The organism is Pseudomonas promysalinigenes, assembly GCF_014269025.2.
In the GTDB taxonomy this organism is placed as follows: domain Bacteria; phylum Pseudomonadota; class Gammaproteobacteria; order Pseudomonadales; family Pseudomonadaceae; genus Aquipseudomonas; species Aquipseudomonas promysalinigenes.
In genome coordinates this window covers 2903930-2929695 of sequence record NZ_CP077094.1, presented here as the reverse complement: position 1 = coordinate 2929695, position 25766 = coordinate 2903930, and the positions used below count along the sequence as shown (strand labels likewise).

Here is a 25766-nt window from a genome sequence, read left to right as displayed (position 1 = left end):
GCTGCGAGCCCTTAGTCTCTTCATGTCAAAAATAGAGGGAGGTGCAGCAGGGGGGCAAAGCGACTACCATTCGGATTTAGCACACACAAAAAGGAACGGTTTCGATGTCTAGACTCGCAGAGTTTCGGGAACTTGAGCGGAATTTGGCTGCCCAGCTTGCAGAGCTGGAAAATCTGAAAAATGACGCCGGCTTGAAAAAGGAGATGGAGTTTGAAGAAAAACTTCGTGATTTGCTGGCGAGCTATGGCTATAGCCTTCGTGACGTCATCAATATTCTAGATCCTCAAGCTGCTCGCCGCGCGCCTACTGTAGCAGCGTCTAACGCCGCGCAGCGGAAGCCCCGAGAAGTCAAGGTCTACAAAAATCCTAACAATGGTGAGGTGATTGAGACAAAAGGTGGTAACCATCGCCTCCTCAAGCAGTGGAAGCAAGAATACGGCGCTGACGTCGTGGAATCTTGGATCGCTCGCTGAGTGTGGACTAGTTCGACACTGCTCTGCGTCGGGCCGGCTTGTCGAGGTCACCACTAGACCGCCCCCTAGATAGGCTGCGTGAGGCGGGTCGGCGAGCCGGTCCCGCTTCGCGTGCTCATTATGAATCTCCAACATCCAAAATGTGAGGTGCCCCCACTCAGGACTTCTCATGCTCTGGGTCATGCGGGCATCTACCAAATGGTGTACTCGATAAATAATAGAGCGTAGTAGAGGGGTTCAAATGATTAAGCATGCGGCTCAGTGATTTGGATATTTTCTGTCCGCTATGTTCTCTCCGCTCTATCATCGATTTGACTGCTTCCGTGAATTCATTTTGGTGTGGGGGTAATTGTTCTTTCATTTCTCACGCTCCTCGCTCGAATTTTTGGTTGGTACCATGCAGACTATAATGCAACTATAGTTGTGCTGATTCGTCAAGCGGGATTTTAGCTGTGAGGAGAGGGGCCGTAGTGGTTTTTGTGATTGTCATCATCAGTTCAGTTTTTTGAGGGTCATATATATTATTGGCTTATCTTTGTTGGTTTGGTAAGTGTCATAAACACAAGCATTATCTAGGCCATTCTACATTCGTTTTTTGTGTTTTTTTTAGCGCTGAGAGCTTGCTGTTTTTCATCGGTTGGTTGATCTTTTAGATGAATGTCTATGTCGAGGTCAGTGCTATGGAATCGCAGTCAATAAAAGCCGTGCCAGCCGTCAAGGCTTTCACTAGTGAGCAACGCCTTAGGCTGGCGTCATACTTAAATGAGAGAAGTGACTTGAAACAAATGGCGTTGTTATCTCTCTTGGCCAACGGTTATCGTTACAATGAATTGGTGTCAGCGAAGGTTTCGAAGACTCGGCAGGATTACTGCTACTTTGCAGAGATCAGCAAGAGCAAGTGCCGGACTGATCAGCCCCAGCTTTATTTCGGTAAGCACGTGACTGATTGGATCGCTTTCGCGTCTCTGAAGCCAGGTGCATTATTATTTTCTAGTGAGAGATTCAAGAAAAAACCTATGAGTCGGGTCGTGCTCACGAGAATGGTTAAGAGCTGGCTTGTTGTAATGGGGTGTGAAGATGAAGTCGACTTAGGGGCGCTACAGCTGTTCCGAAGAAAGGCGCTGGCGACAAGAAGAACTGCGTTTCGTACATGATTGTTGAGTGAATTTGAGTGGGCGCAATCGCTACCATCGGCTGGCCCATTTATTCACTGAAGTATGACTGATGATGAATCTTCGGGCTATCAGGTGGCCATGAGGCAGGAGTGAGGTGTCAGGAAGATCTGCGACCAGCTTCTTGGAGTCGCAGATCGTAGGCCTTTTCGGGAGTGCTTTGGCCCGAAGAGCAGTACTAATCCCTAAGGTGATCGAAGGCTAGTGACACGGCCCCCTTGCAATATTAAATTGCCATCCTTGATTGGATCCAAGGATGAGTCATGGAGCAAGCGAATTTCCAGGTCGATGCGCGCCTGGCCACGCTGTTAGGGCAGGGGTATTCGTCGACAGAAAAGGCTCTTAAGGAGCTGGTAGACAACGCGTGGGATGCCGACGCAGAAGAAGTGATTATCGTCCTACCAGAACCACTGAGCGATCAGCCCATCTCCGTCAGCGATAACGGCAATGGCATGACTGTGATCGAGCTAAAATCTCAGTACATGAAGATCGCATCCGACTGCCGCTTGAGGCGGGGAGAGCGGACTCTCGGAAAGCAAAGGGTTATCAAAGGCCGAAAGGGCATCGGCAAGTTTGCAGGGCTGATGGCTGCATCGGTGATGACCTTAAGCACTCGCGCCCGCGGCCAGTCTGCGTCATTTACACTGAGCGTCGACAATCTCCAGCAGGCTGCTGACATTGAGCATCTTCCCATCGACATAGCGGTGTCGAGCTGTGGAGAGGGCGATCATGGAACCTCGATCCAGCTGACGCATCTCCGGCAAGATCTGAGCTATCCGAATCCGGTCCAGCTCAGACAAGAGCTGATCAAGGAGTATGGCCGGCAGTCTGGATTCACCATCATCATCAATGGAAAGCCTCTGGGCATTGATGATCTCGAAGGCACCTATAAGGAAGAATCCGAGACGTTGTCATCTGCGGGTGACGTAGCGCTGAGGTTTTCAATCAGCAACAAAAAGACAGGCTTACGGGAGCCAGGGATCACATTGCTCGTCGATGGTAAGGCCATTGGTAAACCGGGGTTCTTTGGGCTGGATGGATGTGACGATGTACCGCCTAAGTTGCTGCGCAAACTCTACGGTGAGATCAGTGCTGATGGACTGAGGGACTACATCACGGCTGGCTGGGATTCCGTGATCGAGAACAGCGAAAGCTACCAGCGGGTCGCTGAATACGTCCAGCAGACAGTGAAGGAGGCGCTCCATCTAACTCATGCCCAGGAGATGCAGCTTGCGCACGCAAGGTTGAAGAAGGCACTGAACCTGAGCATGTCGAAGCTCCCTGAGCACAAGCGTCAATTTGCTGAGGAGGCCATCAAAAAGGTCTTGGACAAGTACTACGACGAGCCTGAACACAAGGTGGAGGCAATCGCGTTTGTGGTGCTTCAGGCCATTGAGCGCTCCGACTACGCAGCCGTCATCGAGCACCTGGCTGAAGCGAAGAAGGCAGACGTAGCAGCAGTCGCTGAGGCGCTTGAGCAGTTCGGCCTAGCGGATATGGCAATTCTCGTGGAGCAGGCAAAAGCCCGAATGGCTTTCCTGGACTGGTTGGAAAGCCTGGTAGAAAATAAGGCCTGCCTTGAAGTCGCGGTTCACCGCGCTATCGAGAAGGCTCTCTGGGTCATCGGAGCTGAATTCACCGCGTTCAGCTCCAATGAAGGGCTCAAGAAACAGGTCGAGGAGTATTTAGGTGTCAAGTACCAGGGGAAATCTGGTGCAGATCGACCTGACCTTCTGCTCAATGAAAATTTGAATGGTGAGTACCTGCTCATAGAATTCAAGAGGCCCTCGCATGGCTTGAACCATGAGGATTACCAGCAGGCCACAAGGTATCGGCATGAGTTTGCAAAATACACAGCAAAGCCGATAACTGTATTGTTGCTCGGTGGCCGGCGATCCACTGATTTCCCCGTGCAGTATGTCGAACCGAATGTGAGGCTTCTCTTATTCTCAGACATCATCGCAACGGCGCGCCGTCAACTTAAATGGCAGCTGGAAAAGGTATGATCTTGAGTTTGGCGCTACGTGAGGCAGGCGCGCCAACCAAAAAAACCGAAAAACCGCCCCTAGTACCCAGGTGCGGCGGTTTTTCGATTGCTAGAGGCGCTACTGCAAGTCAACCACACCCTCTTCATGAAATCGCTCAGCCTGCTGGACAAGAGCGATATCATTGACGAGTTCGTCACAGCGCCCGAACCGGCGGTAGAAGCGGTTGAGGTTGCAAGCGTAGATCGTATAGCCGCCTTTTTCCGTCAGGTCCACATAGAGTCGTTCGAACCGCCCAATGTGCTCGCTATAGGTATCGAGGTGTGGATGCACGATGCGATACAGCTGTGAGTTCTCTGGGTAATTGACCCGTGGCGCTCTCAAAACCGGATCGACAAGCGCTTCGTGGTTCGATTTGTACTCGTTGCAGTCTGCGCACACCACACACAGGTTTTTGGGCTCAAACATGAAGGCCAAGTGCTGGGATTTCGGCACAATGTGTTCGATTGGAGATCCGGCGGCTGAACGGGTACATACAGGCCCTTGGCAGTAAGCACACACCAAGCGCTGCACGTTCCTGTAATGCTCCCGGATCTCCCTGCGTACCGGCTGTAGATCGTCATCCCCCCAGCTGGTGTGCGAGAAATCAGCAGAGCGTTTCTTCGCCTCAATTAGGTCTAGAGCTGCCTCACTTAACACCACGGGATTAGTGATCATCGGCATAGGTTTCACACAGCATGGCAACAGAGCGGATCAGCTCCTTCACTGGATCTTTGCTTTCGAGCTGCTCGTCGAATTTCAGCAGCCTTTTCAGGTCGTCACGAGATGTGTCATCCAAGGATTTGCTGTGCTTCACCTTTGCCAGCAGGTTGAAGGCCAGCCGTGAGATGTACTCGTTCATGATGCCAGGGGCATCAAAAAGCTCTGCCAGCTGGAAATCGGCTGATTTGTCATGGAAGTCCGCTGCGTCATAAAGCTCGCCGCGGGATAGAGACACGATGTAGCAACCCTCACCTCGGAGCCTAGCTATGATTTGAGGGGAATGAGTGGCGATAACGAACTGGCAATCCCTGTATCCAGAGAAAGAATCTATCAACAATTCCATAAATTCTTCCTGCCATCTAGGATGTAGACTGATTTCCGGCTCATCTATCAAAACTAACGATTCGTCACAGATGTGACCAGCGATGCCGAGAATGAGTACTAATAGGCACTGCTCGCCTGAGCTGGCCTTCTTTAGCGACAGCTGTCCAAAACCTTGTTTCTCCAGAACAAGGTCCATAAGGCGAACCAATCCCGCCTCCATAAGAACCAAGATCGCTCGTATGGTAGCGCTGCTCGTAGTTTGACCGTCGACAGAAAGTGTGGACGCTGTAAAGTTTGCGCTCAACTCAATGGCACGTTTTGAGGTGAGAACCTCATTGACCTTTACCATCGAATCGAGAACCTCTAGCCTTCGACCGAGCGATAGGTTCTGTAAAAGTTCGAAATATCTTTCATCGACGTGAATGTCATGTTCACGTTCGAGCCGACGTAGCTCAATTGCTAGGCTGCTACCCTCAATGAGCGCCACCTGAGACTCTTTTCGTTTCGATCTCAAGTAGCTTGGCTTTAGCAAAAAAACAGCTGAAGGCTCGAATTGCAAAGACTGAAAAACCGCGTTTAGATCATGGCTGCCTTCAGTCTTTGATAGCTTTTCAAGCAGCCCCTTTGCAGCAGAAGAAATTAGCGATACCGAAGACGATGATTGGTAAATGCTCTCAGTGCGCATGCCAACGTAACGGTATGAGGGACTTATAATCAAGCTTGGGCGTTTAGCGCTAGGGAATTTATCAAAAGGGCTGGTGGAAATTCCAATAATTCTTTTGAAGTCGCGTCTTACGCTTCCTGCCCTAACTAAATCTGCTAGTAGCCGGCTTTTACCGATGCCGTTCTTCCCAATGATCACAGTGTAGTAATTTCTGATCGCAGAGCTTACTTCCGAGGGAGTGATATCTATCCACTCCCCATCAAATTTCACATCTACTAACCTTTTTACCATCAATCAACTCCTTGTATGCAATCGTTTCGAGCGTCTGCTTAACCTTAATCACACTTTGACAAAGGTCTGATGGGAGGCATCGGCGGTCCGGTTAAGCCGGATCTCCGTTTTAGACCATCAGGTGATCTTACAGCAAGTGGCTTTCTGATGGCATGGCTCAGCGGCGAGGTTCAGAGTCTCGCTTGTTATCTCTATTGGAGGCTTGATTTTCACTTGCCCTGGTCGGGTAGCCGATGACTACCGTGCGTCAACCTTGGGCGAATCGAGTACCGCCTAGCCCGAAAAGGTCAGTAACCAGGCAGGGGCAGTACCCTTCGAGATACTGCTCACGGCCAGTTTTGAAGCCAAGATCGGCAGTTAATGCAGGAGTGAGGAGGGGCTTGTTACAAATTTTTTTGGCTTTTTTCAGACGTTCATTGAGTAAGCCTGATTGACACTGTGACAAGAAATTCGAGTTTGAAAAACAGTCGAACAAAAAAATCCCAAGGTTTTCGGGCGCTTGATTTTTTGTGCGAGTTTGCTGCGTTGACATGCTGTTAATTAAGTGTGGATATAACAGTTTTTTGTTGGTTTTGTAATCGGGTCTTGATCGGTCAAGTGCTGGACAGTTGCTGACGGACATGCTTTTATTTTTCGAAGTCGCTTGGCATTCGGAGTTAAAATGGCAACTGTAAGTTTCATAAATTACAGACCTGCTGAGGTCTCTGTACAAAGTGGTGAAGTAGTTGAAGTCGCCTACAAGGTTTCAAAAAGTCGCGGCGGAGTTATTTATGGTCTACCACAGCTTTATTGGTCAAACGGTTCTCCATGGGAAGTGGCAAATTTCTGGCTGGCCACTTTTTATACGCAAGTAATGCTGGGGGGGACCGCCCTTGAAACGATTGTAAGCTTAGCTTATTGTCTTAGGCATTACATGGCTTTTTTGGAAAGAATGAGACTTTCATGGATGTTCTTTCCTCTGATTCAGGCGCGTCGTTGTTTGTTTCTCTATCACGACGAGTTGCAGGCCCTAAAAAAGCAGGGGGCTATATCTTATAGCTCAGCGCGGGGGCGAAGTAAGGCTGTAATAAGGTTTTATAAAGCAGTAACTGATTATAAGCTGCTTTCCATTTCGCCAGATATCTTTGATGACGTAACGTTGAGGTCGCAGATTGAAGCTCTTCCAGGGCTGGAGCGTACGCTGGCTGTAAGCAAGGAGCAACTAAAGATTAGAGGGGGCAAGGATTCAATGCTCAAGGTGGAGGATGGACTAACTCCCCTAAATTATCAAGATCAGGCACTGGTTCTTGATATCGCATACGAGTACTGTTCGCCTGAAGTTTATCTAATGCTGGTTCTCGGGTTTTATACGGGTATGAGGCTTGGGACGATCTGTGATCTTAAATTATTGACATTGAAGTATGCTAGGTTGTCGGATGATGGTAGTTACTATTCACTATCCGTCGGGCCTACAGTTAAGTACGCTCCAGTCTCAACTAAGTTTGGTGTGAGTGGGGAGGTTTCAATGCCTGCTTATGTATATCATATGTTGATTTCGTATGTTGGCTCTCAGAGGCGGTTGCTACGGGCTTCAAAGGCGGAAGTAAGTGGAGTGGAGCAGCTAATTTTTATAAGTAAAAGCGGAAGATCTTACTGTCGGCCGGGTAGGGATCGTAGTAGCTCAGTAAATGTTGAAATGTCTAAGTTGCGCCAAATAGCGTTGCAGCGCGGTGTTTCTCTAAAATTTAACTTTCATGAAAGCAGGGCGACTTTTGGGACGAACTTTGTTATGGAGAACTTAAAGATTCCAGGAGCGCGGCTCGATTCTATTGTGGGCGTTTTGAGGGATCTGATGTTGCATAAGTCAGAAAAAACCACGATGACTTACATTAAGTATGTACAGGATCACAAGGATCGCGCGAAGTGGCAGAGCATTTATTTCCGTAAGTGTGAAGAGCTTAGGAGAAAATGGTGATTCGCACCAAGAGTGAGTTTGAGTTAGGATTTGAGCACTGCGATCTAAAAAGCAACAAGCCTTTGCAGAATATGCGGTACTTGCTATACCTAGGCGGAGCTGAAAGTAATCAGTGTTCTGTGGAAAGGAAAATAGCGGCTGGGGGATTGGGGGAGGCGAGATTAGGCCGGCAGCAGCTTGTTAGTATGTTTCATTGCTATTTTGAGGGGCAGTTCAAACTCAATGCAAGGAGAACTATATACAATTATGTTCGTGCGTTGAGGGCCTTATATGCGGAGTACGATAGGTTAGGAGTGGATCTGTCGCTGGAAAATATCGTGGAGTGCTATGAAAGCTACAGTCGCATGCGATGGGAGCAAGTGCTGCGAGGGAGTTTTCATGGCTCAGCTGATAATGCATATACTCTTGATCTAGATATGCAAAAGGCCATCAAAGGCGCGTTAGAGCTACATCCTGGTAGTCTTAAGTCTGCTTTCGAATATCCAGAACTTAGGCGGAGAGGGCTGCTGCGTAAGCCAAAGGTTGATAAAAGCAGTTTGAGTGAGGGGTTTCAATTCGGTGCTGACATGATGGATATCATTGATGCGCTTAGTGTCACAGCTTGTTTCGGTGAGCTGCCTATAGCTATAAAATTTAGCGACGGAAGTACCTATGATTATTGGGGAGGGCTCTATACGCCAGAGCAGCATCTGATAAGAAGCAAAACCCGCGTCGCTACCAAGTGTCCAAGGGCAAAGAAAAGAACGGAGAAAGCTACGGAAAAGAGGCGGGTATCAGGTGACGCTAAAACCCGTGCTCTTGTTGTGAGTATGAGGGTGCACGCTGAGTTTAATTTTTTTCTATCTCAGACCGGACTCAACGTATCTGTTGCCTATAATTTGCCTTACGAAGATTACCGCTGTACTACAATTGAAGGTGGATGCAGGATTGTAGCGTACAAACCTAGGAAGCAAAGCGATGTTGAGATTTTTGTTTATGCAGAATACAAAAATCATTTTCTAAATTATTTGCGTTTTTTGAAGGAGGTTTATCCTGACGGTTGCGAATATCTTTTTCCACTTCAGACTAAAGGTGCCAAAAGAGTCGAGGAATACGTGCAGGTAACTTTCGCAAAATTTATGAAGCGGGCTGGCCGGGTGTGCCTTACCGCGGATTCGCTGCGAAAGAAGCGTGTCAATTGGTTGTTGAGAGAAACACACAATCCAAGCTTTGTGGCAAGTGATGCTCAGCACACAAAAAGAACTCTCCTGGAGCAATATTCGGCGCCCAGTCAGGAAATCGCTTTCAGCGAGTGGGCGGATTTTTTCTCTAAGAGGAAGCTATCTCGTGACGCAGTTCTTGAGGGACAGTGTATTCCTGTTAGTGCTGTGCCTATAGCAAGTGATGTCGTTACGCCTGACTGTATGAATCCGACAGGGTGCCTGTTTTGTATATACTATCAGGGCGTAAAAACACTCGATTATATCTGGTCCTTAGCGACTTTTAGGTTCCTCAAGTACTCTGAGTTTATGCTGATTCCAATCAATAGGGATCTTGCTGGCTCACCTCAAAAAGCTGTCGTCGACCGGATTGATCTGATTATGGATGCCTTCTCTCGTCAGGATGACGCCTGCTGGGAATGGAAAAAAGAAGCTGAATTAAGGATTCTGGAAAGAAATTTCCATCCAAACTACAGGGGTCTGATAGAGGTTAGATTCAATGAGTAATCGTATGGTTTCCAACGTCAGGCGGGAAAATTTTTCCCTAGAGTTCGTGAATGACGAATTACCCTCATTTCCCCCGCCAGATGATTTTCCTGTCTGCGTAGATGAAAATGGGTCTGTATTGGCGCGATTTTGTGATGATAGCTGGCCCATGCAGCAATGGCTTAGAAAAAGTTGTGCATTCACTTTCGGGATGAAAACCTCCAAGCGAAGCCGGCCATGGTTGACACAGGGGGAGTCTTATTTGTTTCGATTGCTTTTGATTCTGATTATGTGGGTTACACCTGACCGTATGGAACCCTCGACCTTGCAATCGCGGTACAATAACATTAAAAGGATTTTCAGGTTTTGTTCTAACAATAAAATTTCTGTGGCGGATCTTCACAGGTATCCTCAGTTGGTACTGGAGTTCACTGCTGCAATTTCGAAATTCGCAGCGAATTATATTTATATTTTTCGCACGATATATGAGTATGAGGGTTTGCTAGGCTTCAAAATTCTTAATTCTGCGCAGATTTATGATTTGTACTGCGTCAGCAGAAAAAATCATTCCACTCAAACGCCGTATATACCATCGCGCCTGTCTAATCTGCATTTGGTGCGCTCACTGGAATTGATTAGAGACTATAAAAGGTCTTCCGCTGCTTTTGAGGGTTTATTTGATTATGTGTGGCAGGAGTATCAGGCTAATAATAAAGGCTGGGTTCGAGGCTCTAAGTTTATTTCGCCATTTAGTAGTCGTGCGTCTAGGAATCTCATCTATCGAGGGCCGTTCGAGCAGGTTGCTGAAGAGTATGGTGTTAAGGATGTGTTAGATAAATGGATGTTTGGTTCGGCGCGAAGGCCATGTCGCGGAATGACTGTGTCAACCCTATCCTCATTTTTTGGTGCTATTTCTCTAGTCGGTGCTACTTGTATTGCGAGCATGAGTGGCATGAGGCGTGGGGAGATAAACGAGCTGAGGGTTGATTGTTTTGATGTCGCGGAGTTGGATGGAGAAACTGTATATGTCTTACGGGGTGAGACAACCAAGACAATCAAGGATGATGATGCGAGATGGATTACATGCGAAGACGTAAGGGATGTGATTGCAGCCATGTCTTCAGTTGCTAAGTTGCGTATGAAGGTGGCGATCGCGCTTGGGGTCAGTCACGAAGAGGGCGAAGTAGATAATCCGTATTTAGTATTGCGCTCCTATGAGCCATGGTCGACAGGATATTCAGAGGCTATTGCTATCCCCACAAGTGTCAGGAAAAGCATTGATGCAATATCTTTAGATGCTCAGTGTCCTTCGCTTTTTTTGCCAGGAGATTTGATCATCACTGATGACGATTTTAAAGAGGCGTTGAAGGTTAATCCCGACCTGAACGTTAAAAGGTTTGCTGTAGGCAAAGACTGGGTATTTGCTTTCCATCAATTTCGAAGAACGTTGATGGTAAATGCCTGTCATTCGCAACAGGTGTCACCTCAGTCTTTGCAATATCAACTGAAGCATTTGTATCTATCAATGTCTATGTACTATGGTCGTAATGCATCAGCATTGGCTTTCAATTCTAAGGTCAGGGATGAATATATTAGTACTGCTTATGAGTCTATGGGTAGAACAATAATGGATTTGAAAAGCCCAAATTTTGTCTCCCCGATAAGTACCGTGCACAAAGAACGCGCAGTAAATTTTTTGGAGGCTAAGGCTCTCAAACAGTTGGTTGCGCAAGCTAAAAAAGGGATGACTTTCATCAAAGAGACGATACAAGGCGTTTGTCTAAGTACAGAACCTTGTGAGTACGGTAGCGCTGATTACGTGCTTGCTTGTAAAAATTGTGTTTCGGGGCTTGCGTCTAAAGAGAATTTACCTGTGATCACTCGCGTTAATCATTGGCTAGAATCTCAGTTGGAGCATGCCCCTCAGGAAGGCCCGCGCAAAGATGCGTTGTTGGCTCAACATGAGTATACGCAACATCTGATTAACGTGATTTTGGTGGAGGAATGAAATGAAGGATAGTGCTGAAGCGGAGTATCGAAAAGCATTCAGGCGGATAGTAGAAGGCAAAGCTGTCAGAGTTGAGAAAGGCTCTAAACCAACGCTAGCCAACATAGCGCGGGAGGTGGGTAGAGATCCCTCCGCTCTCAAAAAGTCACGCTATCCTACATTTGTAGCGGAAGTGGAGGCTTATGTTGAATCTTGCGGCTCAGTTCTGGAGCCAAGGGATCGTTCGTTGAGCACCCAGTTAGCCTCGGCCAGAGCTGAAAATAAGGCTCTGCGCCAACGCTGTGCGATCTTGACCGATGAGAGGGATGCGGCTCAGTCTAAAGTTCTCAATCTGCAAATGTCTTTGGTCGAAAAAGCTCATCTTCTTGAAGGCTTTGAAGGGCCATCTAATGTAGCTAGTTTCGATCAGCGTGTTCGTCAGAAATTTCTACAGCGTGATCGGTATGAGGAGTAGGAGCCGCTGTTATGACATAAATTCCGAGGGATTAACCTTGTAGTGATTCAAGTATTTGGTTACTCCAAAAATCCACTTCTGCGCAAAAATTCCCCTTCATGTGTGCCTTGCTGCTGCGCTCGCTTCCTGTGGGTGCGCCTGGCAGCGCGTCCGTCGGCAGATCAAAAATCGAAAAATCGATTAGGCACGGACATTGATCTCTTACACGCAAGCCCGCGTGGATCGCGGTCTACATGCTGGTCCGTCCATCGCCGACAAACCTGTGTGCGTTGGTAATGCTTTCGGAGGCAATCTGCATCACCTGCTCACCGCGCACGTTGGCAAGTTCAGCCAGCTCTGGAACACCGGCAATCAGTTTGTCGACGCCCAGTTTGGCCGCTTGATAGGTTGCGCTGTTAGCAGCGCTTGCGCCGGCGCCGGCAATAGTGCCGCCGGTAGCCAGGATGACGACATTGGCCAGTTTTTGCTGGGTTTGGGCTTCTTCGGCCGATGCGGCGGCGGGCAGGATCAACAGGAGCGCCAGGGCGCTGGGAGCGAAGCTCGTTAGTGCAGCATTCATGTTTATTGTTCTCTCTCTTCCTAATGAGATGGGTGCTGAGTCGCACACGGCAACACGCAGATTCCGTACCAAGTGGGGTAAATCAGGCAGCTGTCGCTGTAAAGCCGATCTGGCCGTGATGCAGCGGGCCATAGGCTTCGCTAGTGGTGCGCAGCTCAAGCCCGGTGGCAGCGGTATCTATTCGGCACCCCGAACGCTTGTGGAAAAGTCGTTCGGTTTTTCGGAGAAATCCCGGATAATCGAATTCATCATCCTCTTGCGCCAGCCAGCAAAACTGATTTGACAAATCTGTGTCTTGTTTCCATAGTTATTCAACGCAAACGTTTGCGACCCGATAAAAAAACAAGATTCGGAGTCAACTCATGAAGCTGCCCCTTCCCGGTCGTCTGCTGGCCGCCGCCCTTGTGTCCTCGCTATCTGTCACCGTTGCGGTTTCTGCTGTGCATGCAGAAGAAAAACCCAAAGTTGCACTGGTGATGAAATCGCTGGCCAATGAGTTCTTCCGCACCATGGAAGACGGCGCCAAAGACTATCAAAAAGCCCATCCCGAAGATTTCGAACTGGTTGCCAACGGCATCAAGAACGAGACCGATACCGGCGAGCAGATTCGTATCGTCGAGCAAATGGTCAACTCTGGCGCCAAGGCCCTGGTTATAGCTCCGGCAGATTCCAAGGCGCTGGTCTCGGCCGTGAAAAAGGCCATGGACCAAGGCGTTGTCGTCATCAACATCGATAACCGCCTGGACCCAGACCTGCTCAAGAGCAAGGGCATCAGCGTACCCTTCGTCGGCCCCGACAACCGTAAGGGCGCGCGTTTGGTCGGCGAATATCTGGCTAAGCAAAAGCTAACCGCTGGTGATCAGGTTGGCATCATCGAAGGCGTGTCGACCACTACCAATGCTCAGCAGCGTACTGCAGGCTTCAAGGATGCAATGGACGCCGCGCAGATGAAGATCGTTTCGGTGCAGTCCGGCAACTGGGAAATCGACAAAGGCAACGCGGTCGCCGCCTCCATGCTCAACGAATACCCCGACATCAAGGCCTTGCTGGCCGGTAATGACAGTATGGCCCTGGGCGCTGTCTCGGCCGTGCGCGCCGCAGGCAAAGCTGGCCAGGTTCAAGTGGTGGGGTACGACAACATCAAGGCGATCGAGCCGATGCTCAAGGATGGCCGTGTGCTCGCCACGCTCGACCAGGCTGCCAGCCAGCAGGCGGTGTACGGCATTCAGGCTGCGCTGAAGATGTTCAAGGGCGAGAAACCTGATGTGGATGCCGACAATGTCATCCAGACTCCGGTAGAACTCATCACCAAGCCCTGATCTGAGCAGGAGAACTGGCCATGTCTGTATCGGCCAATGATGTGGTACTTGCCGCCAGCGGGTTGGGTAAAAGCTACGCGCAGCCGGTGCTTACCTACGTGAGCCTGTCCTTGCGCGCCGGCGAAGTGCTGGCACTTACCGGCGAGAACGGGGCAGGCAAGAGCACCTTGTCCAAGCTTATCTGTGGCCTGGAAGCACCCACTACAGGCCATATCACCTATCTTGGCCGAGCCTATGCACCGGGCAGCCGCAGCGATGCTGAAAGCCTGGGTGTGCGCATGGTGATGCAGGAGCTGAACCTCCTGCCGACCCTGACCGTGGCGGAAAATCTATTTCTCGACAACCTGCCTAGCCGCTTTGGCTGGATCAGCCACAAGCGCCTGCGCCAGCTGGCCACGGCTGCCATGGCCCAGGTCGGCCTGGATGCGATCGACCCGGACACACCGGTAGGCGAGCTAGGTATCGGCCATCAGCAGATGGTCGAGATCGCTCGAAACTTGATCGGTGATTGCCGGGTGTTGATCTTCGACGAACCCACGGCAATGCTCACCGCTCGCGAGGTGGAGCTGCTGTTCGGCCAAATCCAGCGTTTGCGCGAGCGCGGTGTGGCGATCGTTTACATCTCCCATCGGCTGGAGGAGTTACAGCGTGTAGCTCAGCGAATTGTGGTGCTGCGTGACGGCCAATTGGTGTGTGATGAGCCCATCCAACGCTATACCAGCACCGAGCTTGTCAACCTGATGGTAGGCCGTGAAATTGGCGAGCATATCGACTTGGGTCGGCGCACGCTCGGCGCGCCATTGCTTAAAGTTGACAAGCTGTGCCGGGGCGACAAGGTGCGCGATGTTTCGTTACAGGTGCGGGCTGGGGAAATCTTCGGCGTATGTGGCTTGATCGGGGCCGGGCGTACTGAGTTGTTGCGGTTGATATACGGCGCAGACCGCGCCGACAGCGGTAGCATTGCGATTGGCCAGCCGTTGGCAACGGTCACCATCGACTCGCCCAAGGCTGCCGTGAAGGCGGGCATTGCGCTGATTACCGAAGACCGCAAAGGTGAGGGCTTGCTGCTGACTCAATCGATCAGTGCCAACATCGCCCTGGGTAACTTACCGGCCGTATCCCGTGCCGGCGTGCTCGACCGTGGCGCGGAGTACAGCTTGGCCGAGCGCCAGATCAGCGCCATGCGCATCCGTAGCGCCGGGCCTGCTCAGGTGGTCGGTGAATTGTCTGGCGGCAATCAGCAGAAGGTGGTGATCGGCCGCTGGCTGGAACGCGATTGCCAGGTGCTGCTGTTCGATGAACCTACCCGAGGCATCGACGTCGGCGCCAAATTCGACATATACGGCCTGCTGGCCGAGCTGGCGCGCCAGGGTAAGGCCCTGATGGTGGTGTCCAGCGACCTGCGCGAGCTCATGCTGATTTGCGATCGCATTGCCGTGCTCAGCGCTGGCCGCCTGATTGATACCTTCGACCGCGAACACTGGAGCCAAGACCAGCTTCTGGCCGCCGCCTTTGCCGGCTATCAAAAACGCGATGCCCTGCTGCACGAAGCAGCGCCCAGGATGGATGCATGAAAACCACACCCCTCGACTCTCCAAGAGGCGCATCTGTGCGCCGCAGCGGTAGTTACTTCGGCCTGGGCACCTATCTGGGCCTGGCCGGCGCCTTGCTGGCGATGATCGTGCTGTTCTCGTTCCTGAGTAGCCACTTCTGGTCATACGCCACGTTCAGCACCTTGGCCAATCAGATTCCCGACCTGATGGTGCTGGCCGTGGGCATGACCTTCGTGCTCATCATCGGCGGTATCGATCTGTCGGTCGGTTCGGTGCTGGCCCTGGCGGCATCCACCGTCAGCGTAGCGATCCTGGGCTGGGGCTGGGGCTTGCTGCCCGCGGCCTTGCTCGGCATGGCGGTCGCCGCCATGGCTGGGAGTATCACTGGAGCCGTCACGGTTGCCTGGCGCATTCCTTCGTTCATCGTATCGCTAGGTGTGCTGGAAATGGCCCGTGGCCTGGCGTATCAATTCACCGATTCGCGCACCGCCTATATCGGCGATGCCTATGCCTGGTTTTCCAATCCACTGGCCTTTGGCATCTCGCCCGCATTCGTCATCGCCTTGCTGGTGATTGTGCTGGCCCAGTTGGTGTTGACCCGCACTGTGTTCGGTCGTTACCTGATCGGTATAGGTACCAACGAGGAGGCCGTGCGTCTGGCTGGCATCGATCCGCGGCCCTATAAGGTGCTGGTGTTTGCCTTGATGGGCCTGCTTGCCGGGCTCGCTGCACTGTTCCAGATTTCGCGGCTGGAGGCAGCCGATCCGAATGCCGGCTCTGGTATGGAGCTGCAGGTGATCGCCGCCGTGGTGATCGGTGGTACAAGCCTGATGGGCGGGCGTGGCTCGGTAGTCAGCACCTTCTTCGGGGTGCTGATCATATCCGTGCTGGCCGCAGGATTGGCGCAGATTGGCGCTTCGGAGCCCACTAAGCGCATCATCACCGGGGCGGTCATCGTCATCGCCGTGGTGCTCGACACTTATCGTAGCCGGCGAGCAGGTCGGCGGAACTGACAACATGGCAACTATCAAAGACGTCGCGGCCCTTGCGGGCATTTCCTACACCACGGTGTCTCATGTACTCAACAAAACCCGCCCGGTCAGCGAACAAGTACGGCTCAAGGTCGAGGCGGCCATCAGCGAGCTCGACTATGTGCCCAGCGCCGTGGCTCGCTCGCTCAAGGCCCGCAGTACTGCCACTATCGGTCTACTTGTACCCAGCAGCGTCAACCCGTACTTCGCCGAGCTGGCCCGGGGCATCGAGGATGCCTGCGAGCGCAATGGTTACTGCGTGATCCTGTGCAATTCCGATGACAACCCGCAGAAGCAGCGCAATTACCTTCGCGTATTGCTGGAAAAACGCATCGATGGGCTAGTGGTGGCTTCGGTCGGGGAGGATGCCGACCTGTTGCAGAGCCTGGCAGGCGTGCGCACACCAATGGTGATCGTCGACCGTGAGCTTGAGGGCGTGGATGCAGACATGGTGCGCATCGACCACGAGCTGGGCGCCTATTTGGCGACATCCCATCTACTAGAGCTGGGCCATCGTGATATCGCCTACATTGGCGGCCCTGCGCAGACGGGCGTTACCCAGTTGCGTCTGAGCGGTTTTCGTCGAGCGATGGCGCAAGCCCAGGCCCCGGTAGAGGCGGGGAGGGTGTTGCATTGTGATTTCACCAGCCCCGGTGGCCATGCCGCCGCTACGCAATTGCTCGACGGCGAGCGGCCGACGGCGATTTTTGCCGGCAACGACATGATCGGCGTCGGCGTGCTGCGCGCCGCCGCCGAGCGCAACATCAACGTCCCCGGTGAGCTGTCGGTCATCGGCTTCGACGATATCGAGCTGAGCCGTTACGTGTATCCGCCGCTGACCACCGTCGGCCAATCGATCCGCGAGCTGGGTGAAAGTGCTGCGGCTCTGCTGCTGTCGCGGATAATCACGCAAGGTCGTGATGCGCCTTGCCAGCGGATTGTCGCGCCGCGCATCGTGCTGCGTGAGTCTACCGGGCCGCGCCCGGACCTGTTCAACGATTACCGCTAAGGAATTGCTAGATGAATGCCAAGGTAGTGGTGGTCGGCAGCCTCAATATGGACCTGGTGGCCCGCGCCCCGCGGCTGCCCCGGGCGGGTGAAACCCTGGCCGGCGATAGCTTTTGCACGGTGCCGGGTGGTAAAGGTGCCAACCAGGCTGTGGCGGCCGCGCGCCTGGGGGCCGGCGTGGCTATGGTAGGTAATATTGGCGACGATCCTTACGGGCTGCAGCTGCGCCAAGCTTTGGAGGCAGAGGGTGTGGACTGCCAGGGGGTTAGCGTGTGCCCTGGCGTGTCCAGCGGGGTTGCGTTGATTACTGTCGACGCCGCAAGCCAGAACTGCATCGTCATCGTTCCAGGAGCCAACGGGTTGCTGTCGCCTGAGGCGGTGCAGCGCTGCGATGCCCTGCTGCAGGCCGCCGAGGTGATCATCTGCCAACTTGAAGTGCCGCCTGAAACCGTGGCCTGGACACTTGCCAGGGCGCGCTCGCTGGGTAAGCGGGTCATCCTCAATCCGGCACCTGCCGTTGGGCCCTTGCCGGCGCACTGGTTCGCCAATATCGACTATCTGACGCCCAATGAAAGTGAAGCACAAGCGCTGACGGCGATGCCGGTCAATGACTTGGACAGTGCCCGGCGCGCAGGCGAGCGTTTGCTGCAATTGGGCGCTGGCAAGGTGATCGTCACCCTTGGTGCGCAAGGCGCCTTGTTGGTCAGCCGTGAGGGCAGCCAGCATTTCCCGGCGCCCGTTGTGCAGCCGCTGGACACCACGGCGGCTGGCGATACCTTCATAGGCGGTTTCGCCGCAGCGTTGGTGCAAGGCCAAGAGGAGGGCGAAGCCATCGCCTTCGGTCAGCGCGCGGCCGCATTGTCGGTCACCCGTGCCGGTGCCCAGCCGTCCATTCCTTATCTGGTGGAGCTGGCCCCATGAAAAAGACCACGCTCTTGAACATTGCGCTGTCGCGGACCATCGCCGGCATGGGGCATGGCGATATTCTGGTGATCGGCGATGCCGGGTTGCCAGTGCCGCCAGGCGTAGAACTGATCGATTTGGCAGTGACCACGGGGATGCCGGATTTTGCCAGCGTTCTGCGCGCTGTCTTAAGCGAATTGCAGGTGGAGCGCCACGTGCTGGCTGAGGAGATGCAGACGGTGGTGCCGCCGGCTTTGGTAGAAATCGAGCGCCTGAAGGGCAAGTTGGGCAAGCGTGAATGGCTAAGCCATGACGCCTTCAAAGTGCTCACACGTAACGCGCGGGCTGTGGTGCGCACGGGTGAATGCCAACCGTACAGCAACATCGCATTGATAGCCGGCGTCACGTTCTGAACAACTGAAAATTTACCTGCGCTGTGGATCCTTCAAGCGATACGCGGTGCTCTGCGATGATGTTGACGGCAACAGGAGTGCCTTATGCTCAAACCTTTGTTAACAGGGCTCACCCTTATGGCTGCAGTCGCCACTACCCACCTTCAGGCCGCTGCCCGTGACCTGATCATCGACACCGACCCTGGCGCCGACGATGTGGTTGCACTGTTCCTGGCAATGGCTTCTCCCGAAGCATTCAACATCCGCGCGATTACCACCGTTGCCGGCAATGTGCGCCTGGACAAGACCTCGCGCAACGCCCGCTTGGCGCGTGAGTGGGCTGGCCGTGAAGACATTCCGATCTACGCCGGAGCGGGCCGGCCGCTGGTGCGCGCCAATCTACGCCGCCGATGTGCATGGTGAAGAAGGCCTGACTGGTGTGCAGGTGCACGAGCCGAAAAAGCCCCTGGCCGAAGGAAATGCCGTGCAGTACCTGATCGACACCTTAGGTAATGCCAAGCCTCACAGCATCACCTTGGCCATGCTCGGCCCTCAGACCAACCTTGCGCTGGCGCTCATTCAGCAACCGCAGATTGTCACCGGCATCAAGGAGGTGGTGGTCATGGGCGGCGCGCATTTCAACGGTGGCAACATCACGCCTGTGGCTGAGTTCAATCTCTATGCCGACCCGCATGCTGCGCAAGTGGTGTTGGCCAGCGGTGTGCAAATTACCTATCTGCCGCTGGATGTCACCCACAAGATCATCACCAGCGAGGCCCGGCTCAAGCAACTGGCAGCTGTCAATAACTCCGTCAGCAAGCAGGTAGTCGACATTCTTCTGGCTTATATCAAGCACGACATGGATGTATACGGGATGCCTGGTGGGCCGGTGCACGACGCCAGCGTCATCGCTTACCTGCTCAAACCTGAGTTGTTCAGCGGCAGGCGCATTCATATGAGCATCGATAGCCGGGAAGGCCCGACGTTCGGCCAGACGGTTGCCGACTGGTACGGCGTACTTAACCAGCCAGCCAATGTGCTATGGGTCAATCAAGGTGACGCTCAGGGCTTCTTCGACCTGCTCAGCGCCCGCCTGGCCCGCCTGCAATGACCGCATGGGGCGCGTAACGCTCGATTACCTGGTCGATGAAGCTGCGCGCGGCTTCGCCGCCGCGGTCGCGTACCAGCAGGTCGATTGCAATCAGCAGCAGCTCTTCGGGAGTGCTGGGGCTATAGGCGCTCTGGCCCTCCGCCCATTTGACCTTGATATCGGCGTCGATGCTGTGGCTGCTCATGGAAGGCTCTCGCTTGGGCCCGGGACGGAGGGGCGAACACCGGATCCTGGTGCTCGAAGAAGGCATTGTGCCTTCAATTTCTAAAGTAAATCATGACTTTGCGGCGCAAACCAAGCGACTCGTCGGGCGAGCGGTAAAATTCGGTCACGATTGCTTTTGCCTCGCATGTCTCGAGATCGGGCAGACTTGTGCGGTTTTGCAACGATTTCAGGGTGGAGTTGTCGGATCAGGCAATTCCCAGATCGATTTTAGGAGGATTCATGTTCCGTACCCGTGCGTTCCTGGCAACCCTGGCGGTGGCATCAGTCTTGGCCGGTTGCAGCACCGACGGCAACTCGGGGGGAGGCAAGGCTGCTCAGGCGTCGGTGGGCAGCGATGGCCGCTGTCAGGCCAGCGGTGCCGATTTCGCCATCGGCAAGCAGGGCAGCGCCGAGTTGCTCGAACAAGCGCGCAAGGCCAGTGGTTCGCAGATAGCTCGCATTCTCAAACCACACGATGTGGTCACCCTCGAATACCGCTCCGAGCGCCTCAATCTGAACGTGGATGAACAAGGGGTGGTGACGCGCGTTAATTGTGGTTGATCGCATTTCAGGCTGTGCTTGAGCATTGCGGCTGTTCAACGCCCCAAAAAAAACCCGCCACAAGTGGCGGGTTTTTTTACAGCTGCCCGAATTACTCCGGACGAACCTGCGCAGCCTGCATGCCCTTCTGACCGCGCTCGGCGACGAAGGAAACAGTTTGGCCTTCTTTCAGGCTCTTGAAGCCGTCGGATTCGATGGCTTTGAAGTGTACGAACAGGTCGTCGCCGCCGCCTGCTGGGGTGATGAAGCCGTAGCCTTTCTCATCATTGAACCATTTGACGGTGCCTTGTTGGCGATTGGACATGGGGTGAATCTCCAGACATTTTAATTTTCAGTAGTGCAATGTGGCCGAGGCTACGGAGCACGGGTGACATCATAGTCTAATTCTGCGCATCTAGCGCCTTTTACCTTCGCAGGATATTGATCCAAGGCAAATAACGCCTCAATCACCCTGTCCATGGCTCATTTGGGCTTGCACGCATTTTGTACGGCAGTTTGCGCCCTCTGCATCAGCTTGGCATCAACGCCGTCGGTGCTGTCCAGGTCTGCGATCTCCTTATCGGTGAAATTCTTCTTGATTGCCTCAGCGCCGCAGGTGCAGTGCTTTTTCGCGGTCGCGGCGTCAACGCCCTGTCCGCTGGCCACCTGTTGGCATTGGGTCATGTAGTGGGCCTCCTTCCCGGCAGGGAAGTTGCCAGCGTTGGCAGCCACAGGCAGCAGCAGGGCGCCAGCGGCCGCCAGGGCCAGAAGGGACGGTACTCGCATAACCAGTTACTCCTTGGGTTAAGGTCACAGCAAGAGTAGGATGCTTCCCAAGGTCTGATAGGAAAGTTTCTGCGTTAGTTCACCGCACCTGCCTAATTTCCAAATAATTCTGCGTGGCGTGCAAGCCCCGTGCTAGCATGGCCGGCTTGCAGCTGACGTGTCGCAGCTCGCAACTATCTTTTTCTTTCCAGTCACTCTGGTTCGTCCCTTGCAAGCCGAAAGGCTTCTGCCACTGTGAGGCAGGCTTCCTTGATCAGAAGGCAGGTCGGATCTTGTACTGGCTCATCCCAACCCACGTGACCTTTGGTAGGGGTCACCACTAGGAGAGGAGGCGCCATGCCCGTTATTACTCTTCCCGATGGCAGTCAACGTTCGTTTGATCACGCCGTATCCGTTGCCGACGTCGCCGCATCCATCGGCGCGGGCCTTGCCAAGGCCACGGTGGCCGGCAAGGTCGACGGCAAGCTCGTCGATGCCTGCGACCTGATCCAACACGACGCTACGCTGCAGATCATCACCCCTAAAGATGAAGAGGGACTGGAGATCATTCGCCACTCGTGCGCCCACCTGGTTGGCCACGCTGTGAAGCAACTGTACCCGACGGCCAAGATGGTGATTGGCCCGGTGATCGACGAAGGCTTCTATTACGACATCGCTTACGAGCGCCCCTTCACCCCAGAAGACATGGCTGCCATCGAAAAGCGGATGATGGAGCTGATCGAGAAAGACTACGACGTGGTCAAGAAAATGACCCCGCGCGCCGAAGTCATCGAAGTTTTCAAGGCCCGTGGCGAGGATTACAAGCTGCGCCTGGTCGAGGACATGCCGGATGAGCAGGCCATGGGCCTGTACTACCACGAAGAATACGTTGACATGTGCCGTGGCCCGCACGTGCCTAACACGCGTTTCCTCAAAGCTTTCAAGCTGACCAAGCTGTCCGGCGCCTACTGGCGCGGCGATGCCAAGAACGAGCAGTTGCAGCGTGTGTACGGCACCGCCTGGGCCGACAAGAAGCAGCTGGCTGCCTACATCCAGCGCATCGAGGAGGCCGAAAAGCGCGACCATCGCAAGATCGGTAAGCAGCTTGACCTGTTCCACCTGCAGGAAGAAGCGCCTGGCATGGTGTTCTGGCATGCCAACGGTTGGACCGTGTACCAGGTACTTGAGCAGTACATGCGCCAGATCCAGCGCGCCAACGGCTATCAGGAGATCAAAACCCCGCAGGTTGTCGATCGTATCCTCTGGGAGCGGTCTGGCCACTGGTCGAACTACGCCGAAAACATGTTCACCACTTCTTCTGAAAGCCGTGACTACGCGGTCAAGCCGATGAACTGCCCATGCCATGTGCAGGTGTTCAACCAGGGCCTGAAGAGCTACCGCGACTTGCCACTGCGTCTGGCCGAGTTTGGCGCATGCCACCGTAACGAGCCATCGGGCGCCCTGCATGGCATCATGCGCGTACGTGGCTTCGTGCAAGACGATGCGCACATCTTCTGCACCGAAGACCAGGTGAAGAAAGAAGCTGCCGACTTCATCAAGCTGACCCTGGACGTTTACAAGGACTTCGGCTTCACCGATATCGCGATGAAGCTGTCGACTCGTCCGGCCAAGCGTGTGGGGTCCGAAGAGCTGTGGGACCGTGCCGAAGGCGCGCTGGCCGATGCACTGAACGAGTCGGGCCTGGAATGGGAATACCAGCCGGGCGAGGGCGCGTTCTACGGCCCGAAGATCGAGTTCACCCTGCGCGATTGCTTGGGCCGGAACTGGCAGTGCGGCACTCTGCAATACGATCCGAATCTGCCAGAGCGTCTGGATGCCAGCTATATCGCCGAAGATAACAGCCGTGTTCGCCCTGTGATGCTGCACCGCGCGATCCTCGGCTCGTTCGAACGCTTCATCGGCATGCTCATCGAACACTATGCAGGTGTGTTCCCGGCCTGGCTGGCACCGACCCAGGCTGTGATCATGAACATCACCGACAAACAGGCCGATTTCGCGCTCGAAGTGGAAAATGCCCTGAACGGTAGCGGATTCCGTGCCAAGTCGGACTTGAGAAATGAGAAGATCGGCTTTAAAATCCGCGAGCATACTTTGCTCAAGGTCCCGTACCTTTTGGTTATAGGGGATCGCGAAGTCGAAACACGAACCGTCGCTGTGCGTACTCGCGAAGGCGCAGACCTGGGCTCCATGCCCGTCGCCCAATTCGTTGAGCTTCTGACACAAGCGGTTTCCCGGCGTGGTCGCCAAGAATCGGAGTAATGACTATTAAGCGTGAAATGAGAAACGATAAACGAACTGCACCGAAAGCCCCGATCAACGAGAATATCTCGGCACGCGAGGTTCGGTTAATTGGCGCTGACGGCGAGCAGATTGGCATCGTCTCGATTGATGAAGCGCTTCGTATCGCTGATGAAGCGAAGCTGGATCTGGTAGAGATCTCTGCGGACGCGCAACCGCCCGTCTGCAAGGTCATGGACTACGGCAAGCACCTCTTCGAGAAAAAGAAGCAGGCCAACGAAGCCAAGAAAAACCAGAAGCAGATCCAGATCAAAGAAATCAAGTTTCGTCCAGGGACGGAAGAAGGGGATTACCAGGTAAAACTACGCAACCTGGTACGTTTCCTTACCGATGGGGACAAGGCCAAGATCTCTCTGAGATTCCGTGGTCGTGAGATGGCCCACCAGGAGCTGGGCATGGAGCTGTTGAAGCGGGTCGAAGTCGACCTTGCCGAATACGGCACCGTTGAGCAGCATCCTAAGATGGAAGGACGCCAACTTATGATGGTCATCGCCCCCAAAAAGAAGAAGTAATCTCCCGGGCACGGCAGGCCTGATGATTATTGTGTAATTTTTATCGAATGCGGAGTTCCAACATGCCAAAAATGAAAACCAAGAGCGGTGCTGCGAAGCGCTTCCTGAAGACCGCTTCCGGCTTCAAGCACAAGCACGCTTTCAAGAGCCACATCCTGACCAAAATGTCGACCAAGCGTAAGCGTCAACTGCGCGGTGCCAGCCTGCTGCACCCGTCTGACGTGGCAAAAGTCGAGCGCATGCTGCGCGTACGTTAATTCTGGTTTAGATAGAGGAAGTTACTCATGGCTCGTGTTAAGCGTGGCGTCATCGCTCGTAAGCGTCACAAGAAAATTCTGAAACTGGCTAAAGGCTACTACGGTGCACGCTCGCGCGTATTCCGCGTTGCCAAGCAGGCTGTCATCAAGGCTGGTCAATATGCCTACCGTGACCGTCGTCAGAAGAAGCGTCAGTTCCGCGCACTGTGGATCGCTCGTATCAACGCCGGTGCCCGCACCAACGGTCTGTCCTACAGCCGTCTGATTGCTGGCCTGAAAAAGGCTTCGATCGAAATCGACCGTAAGGTTCTGGCCGATCTGGCAGTGAACGAAAAAGCGGCGTTTGCTGCGATTGTCGAGAAAGCTAAAGCCGTTCTGGCTTAAGTACCCGCGACAATCACCCGGCGGCGCTCGCGGCGCTGGGCATTGAACGTCATCGATAGGGGAAGAGCCTTCAAAGCTCTTCCCCTATTTTCGTATCTGGAGTCTGTACATGGAAAACCTGGATGCGCTGGTCTCCCAAGCCCTAGAGGCCGTCGAGCGCGCTGAAGACATCAATACCCTGGAACAGATCCGGGTTCAGTACCTCGGCAAAAAGGGCGAACTGACTCAGGTGATGAAGACCCTGGGCAACTTGCCGGCCGACGAGCGCCCGAAAGTCGGTGCGCTGATCAACGACGCCAAAGAGCGCGTCACTGTCGTGCTCAACGCACGCAAGGCAGCTTTCGAAGAAGCCGAGCTCAGCGCTCGCCTGGCTGCCGAATGCATCGACGTCACCCTGCCAGGCCGTGGTCAGACCACTGGCGGGCTGCACCCGATCACCCGTACTCTCGAGCGCATCGAGCAGTTCTTCACCCATATCGGCTACGGCATCGCCGAAGGCCCCGAGGTCGAAGACGACTATCACAACTTCGAAGCGCTCAACATCCCTGGCCATCACCCGGCCCGGGCTATGCACGACACCTTCTACTTCAATGCGAACATGCTGCTGCGCACCCATACTTCGCCGGTACAGGTGCGGACCATGGAGTCCACTCAGCCGCCCATCCGCATTGTTTGTCCGGGCCGTGTGTACCGCTGCGACTCCGATATCACCCACTCGCCGATGTTCCATCAGGTCGAAGGGTTGCTGATTGACCGTGGCATCAACTTCGCTGACCTCAAGGGCACCATTGAGGAATTTTTGCGGGTGTTCTTCGAAAAAGAACTGGCCGTGCGCTTCCGTCCATCGTTCTTCCCTTTCACCGAGCCGTCCGCTGAGGTCGATATCCAGTGCGTGATGTGTTCCGGTAAAGGCTGCCGGGTGTGCAAGCAGACCGGCTGGCTGGAAGTCATGGGCTGCGGCATGGTGCACCCGAATGTGCTGCGCATGTCTGGCATAGATCCGGAAGAGTTCCAGGGCTTTGCTTTTGGCATGGGCGCCGAACGCCTGGCCATGCTGCGCTATGGCGTCAACGATTTGCGTCTGTTCTTCGATAACGACCTGCGGTTCCTGGCGCAATTCCGCTAGGCCCAATCGAC

Annotated in this window: 26 protein-coding genes and 2 pseudogenes; 21 read left to right on the top strand and 7 right to left on the bottom strand. The window is 53.8% G+C overall.

From position 1 onward, the window contains the following. The first annotated feature begins 104 nt into the window (after positions 1 to 104). The 3 genes from HU725_RS13385 to HU725_RS13375 all read left to right on the top strand — a co-directional run bounded on the left by HU725_RS13385 (position 105) and on the right by HU725_RS13375 (position 3651). A complete protein-coding gene (locus HU725_RS13385; protein ID WP_186478170.1) occupies positions 105 to 473 on the top strand; it encodes a histone-like nucleoid-structuring protein, MvaT/MvaU family in 369 nt (122 codons plus the stop codon). A gap of 653 nt (positions 474 to 1126) precedes the next feature. Continuing rightward, a complete protein-coding gene (locus HU725_RS13380) occupies positions 1127 to 1627 on the top strand; it encodes a hypothetical protein (protein WP_186478171.1) in 501 nt (166 codons plus the stop codon). Between the two features lie 281 nt (positions 1628 to 1908). After that, positions 1909 to 3651, top strand: a complete 1743-nt coding sequence (locus tag HU725_RS13375) for an ATP-binding protein (protein ID WP_186478172.1) — start codon at positions 1909 to 1911, stop codon at positions 3649 to 3651. 99 nt (positions 3652 to 3750) lie between these two features. On the opposite strand, the gene HU725_RS13370 is transcribed toward HU725_RS13375, so the two are convergent. From HU725_RS13370 to HU725_RS13360, 3 genes are all read right to left on the bottom strand, one after another. Further along, positions 3751 to 4347 (bottom strand): HNH endonuclease family protein, encoded by a 597-nt coding sequence (locus tag HU725_RS13370; RefSeq protein WP_225915486.1) that lies wholly within the window; start codon positions 4345 to 4347, stop codon positions 3751 to 3753. After that, on the bottom strand, positions 4337 to 5671 hold the full coding sequence (locus HU725_RS13365) for an AAA family ATPase (protein WP_186478174.1): 1335 nt from the start codon (positions 5669 to 5671) through the stop codon (positions 4337 to 4339). The genes HU725_RS13370 and HU725_RS13365 overlap by 11 nt, the downstream gene beginning before the upstream one ends. Positions 5672 to 5918: 247 nt before the next feature. After that, positions 5919 to 6293, bottom strand: a complete 375-nt coding sequence (locus HU725_RS13360) for a hypothetical protein (protein WP_186478175.1) — start codon at positions 6291 to 6293, stop codon at positions 5919 to 5921. Between the two features lie 39 nt (positions 6294 to 6332). Between HU725_RS13360 and HU725_RS13355 the strand changes: the two genes are divergently transcribed. The 4 genes from HU725_RS13355 to HU725_RS13340 are packed head-to-tail and all read left to right on the top strand — an operon-like array spanning position 6333 to position 11772. Further along, positions 6333 to 7625, top strand: coding sequence for a site-specific integrase (locus HU725_RS13355; protein WP_186478176.1), 1293 nt, complete (start codon positions 6333 to 6335; stop codon positions 7623 to 7625). After that, a complete protein-coding gene (locus HU725_RS13350) occupies positions 7619 to 9331 on the top strand; it encodes a hypothetical protein (protein WP_217872346.1) in 1713 nt (570 codons plus the stop codon). Before HU725_RS13355 ends, HU725_RS13350 begins: the two co-directional genes overlap by 7 nt. Continuing rightward, positions 9324 to 11318 (top strand): hypothetical protein, encoded by a 1995-nt coding sequence (locus tag HU725_RS13345; protein WP_186478178.1) that lies wholly within the window; start codon positions 9324 to 9326, stop codon positions 11316 to 11318. Before HU725_RS13350 ends, HU725_RS13345 begins: the two co-directional genes overlap by 8 nt. A gap of 1 nt (position 11319) precedes the next feature. After that, entirely contained in the window at positions 11320 to 11772 is a 453-nt protein-coding gene (locus HU725_RS13340) for a hypothetical protein (RefSeq protein ID WP_186478179.1), read from the top strand. Positions 11773 to 12040: 268 nt separating this feature from the next. Here the strand turns inward: HU725_RS13340 and HU725_RS13335 are convergent. Continuing rightward, positions 12041 to 12331: pseudogene (locus HU725_RS13335) on the bottom strand (asparaginase domain-containing protein); the annotation flags it as partial. On the opposite strand from HU725_RS13335, the gene HU725_RS13330 reads away from it, so the two are divergent. The 8 genes and pseudogenes from HU725_RS13330 (at position 12330) to HU725_RS13295 (ending at position 19648) form a co-directional block, all read left to right on the top strand. Beyond that, positions 12330 to 12614 carry a hypothetical protein gene (locus HU725_RS13330; RefSeq protein ID WP_186478180.1) on the top strand — a complete coding sequence of 95 codons (285 nt, stop codon included), beginning with the start codon at positions 12330 to 12332 and terminating at the stop codon, positions 12612 to 12614. The pseudogene HU725_RS13335 and the gene HU725_RS13330 sit on opposite strands and share 2 nt — an antisense overlap. Positions 12615 to 12693: 79 nt before the next feature. Next, positions 12694 to 13650: a sugar ABC transporter substrate-binding protein gene (locus HU725_RS13325; protein ID WP_186478181.1), complete on the top strand. Its 957-nt coding sequence runs from the start codon at positions 12694 to 12696 to the stop codon at positions 13648 to 13650. Positions 13651 to 13670: 20 nt separating this feature from the next. Continuing rightward, positions 13671 to 15224 carry a sugar ABC transporter ATP-binding protein gene (locus tag HU725_RS13320; RefSeq protein WP_186478182.1) on the top strand — a complete coding sequence of 518 codons (1554 nt, stop codon included), beginning with the start codon at positions 13671 to 13673 and terminating at the stop codon, positions 15222 to 15224. Next, a complete protein-coding gene (locus HU725_RS13315) occupies positions 15221 to 16216 on the top strand; it encodes an ABC transporter permease (protein WP_186478183.1) in 996 nt (331 codons plus the stop codon). Before HU725_RS13320 ends, HU725_RS13315 begins: the two co-directional genes overlap by 4 nt. A 4-nt stretch (positions 16217 to 16220) precedes the next feature. Continuing rightward, complete coding sequence (locus HU725_RS13310; protein WP_060480477.1) at positions 16221 to 17243, top strand: LacI family DNA-binding transcriptional regulator; 1023 nt, start codon at positions 16221 to 16223, stop codon at positions 17241 to 17243. An 11-nt stretch (positions 17244 to 17254) separates the two neighbouring features. Further along, on the top strand, positions 17255 to 18163 hold the full coding sequence (gene rbsK, locus HU725_RS13305; protein WP_186478184.1) for a ribokinase: 909 nt from the start codon (positions 17255 to 17257) through the stop codon (positions 18161 to 18163). Then, complete coding sequence (gene rbsD, locus HU725_RS13300) at positions 18160 to 18558, top strand: D-ribose pyranase (RefSeq protein ID WP_186478185.1); 399 nt, start codon at positions 18160 to 18162, stop codon at positions 18556 to 18558. Before rbsK ends, rbsD begins: the two co-directional genes overlap by 4 nt. An 84-nt stretch (positions 18559 to 18642) precedes the next feature. Further along, positions 18643 to 19648, top strand: a pseudogene (locus HU725_RS13295) (nucleoside hydrolase). On the opposite strand, the gene HU725_RS13290 reads toward HU725_RS13295, so the two are convergent. After that, positions 19620 to 19832, bottom strand: coding sequence for a hypothetical protein (locus HU725_RS13290; RefSeq protein ID WP_186478186.1), 213 nt, complete (start codon positions 19830 to 19832; stop codon positions 19620 to 19622). The pseudogene HU725_RS13295 and the gene HU725_RS13290 overlap by 29 nt on opposite strands. Positions 19833 to 20092: 260 nt before the next feature. On the opposite strand from HU725_RS13290, the gene HU725_RS13285 reads away from it, so the two are divergent. Further along, positions 20093 to 20413: an I78 family peptidase inhibitor gene (locus HU725_RS13285; protein ID WP_186478187.1), complete on the top strand. Its 321-nt coding sequence runs from the start codon at positions 20093 to 20095 to the stop codon at positions 20411 to 20413. Between the two features lie 91 nt (positions 20414 to 20504). Here the strand turns inward: HU725_RS13285 and HU725_RS13280 are convergent, their stop codons facing one another. Both HU725_RS13280 and HU725_RS13275 read right to left on the bottom strand, forming a co-directional pair. After that, positions 20505 to 20717 carry a cold-shock protein gene (locus HU725_RS13280; RefSeq protein ID WP_003250656.1) on the bottom strand — a complete coding sequence of 71 codons (213 nt, stop codon included), beginning with the start codon at positions 20715 to 20717 and terminating at the stop codon, positions 20505 to 20507. A gap of 158 nt (positions 20718 to 20875) precedes the next feature. Further along, positions 20876 to 21178, bottom strand: coding sequence for a hypothetical protein (locus tag HU725_RS13275; RefSeq protein ID WP_060480250.1), 303 nt, complete (start codon positions 21176 to 21178; stop codon positions 20876 to 20878). 336 nt (positions 21179 to 21514) lie between these two features. Here HU725_RS13275 and thrS point away from each other — a divergent pair, with 336 nt between their 5' ends. From thrS to pheS, 5 genes are all read left to right on the top strand, one after another. Then, positions 21515 to 23437 carry a threonine--tRNA ligase gene (gene thrS / locus HU725_RS13270; protein WP_186478188.1) on the top strand — a complete coding sequence of 641 codons (1923 nt, stop codon included), beginning with the start codon at positions 21515 to 21517 and terminating at the stop codon, positions 23435 to 23437. Further along, the gene (gene infC / locus HU725_RS13265) at positions 23437 to 23988 is read left to right on the top strand and encodes a translation initiation factor IF-3 (protein WP_186478189.1); all 552 of its coding nucleotides are present in this window, start codon (positions 23437 to 23439) and stop codon (positions 23986 to 23988) included. Before thrS ends, infC begins: the two co-directional genes overlap by 1 nt. 62 nt (positions 23989 to 24050) lie before the next feature. Beyond that, positions 24051 to 24245: a 50S ribosomal protein L35 gene (rpmI, locus tag HU725_RS13260; protein ID WP_003250667.1), complete on the top strand. Its 195-nt coding sequence runs from the start codon at positions 24051 to 24053 to the stop codon at positions 24243 to 24245. A gap of 27 nt (positions 24246 to 24272) precedes the next feature. After that, entirely contained in the window at positions 24273 to 24629 is a 357-nt protein-coding gene (gene rplT, locus HU725_RS13255) for a 50S ribosomal protein L20 (protein ID WP_003250671.1), read from the top strand. Positions 24630 to 24738: 109 nt separating this feature from the next. Further along, a complete protein-coding gene (gene pheS, locus HU725_RS13250; protein WP_054887103.1) occupies positions 24739 to 25755 on the top strand; it encodes a phenylalanine--tRNA ligase subunit alpha in 1017 nt (338 codons plus the stop codon). The last annotated feature ends 11 nt before the right edge of the window (positions 25756 to 25766 follow it).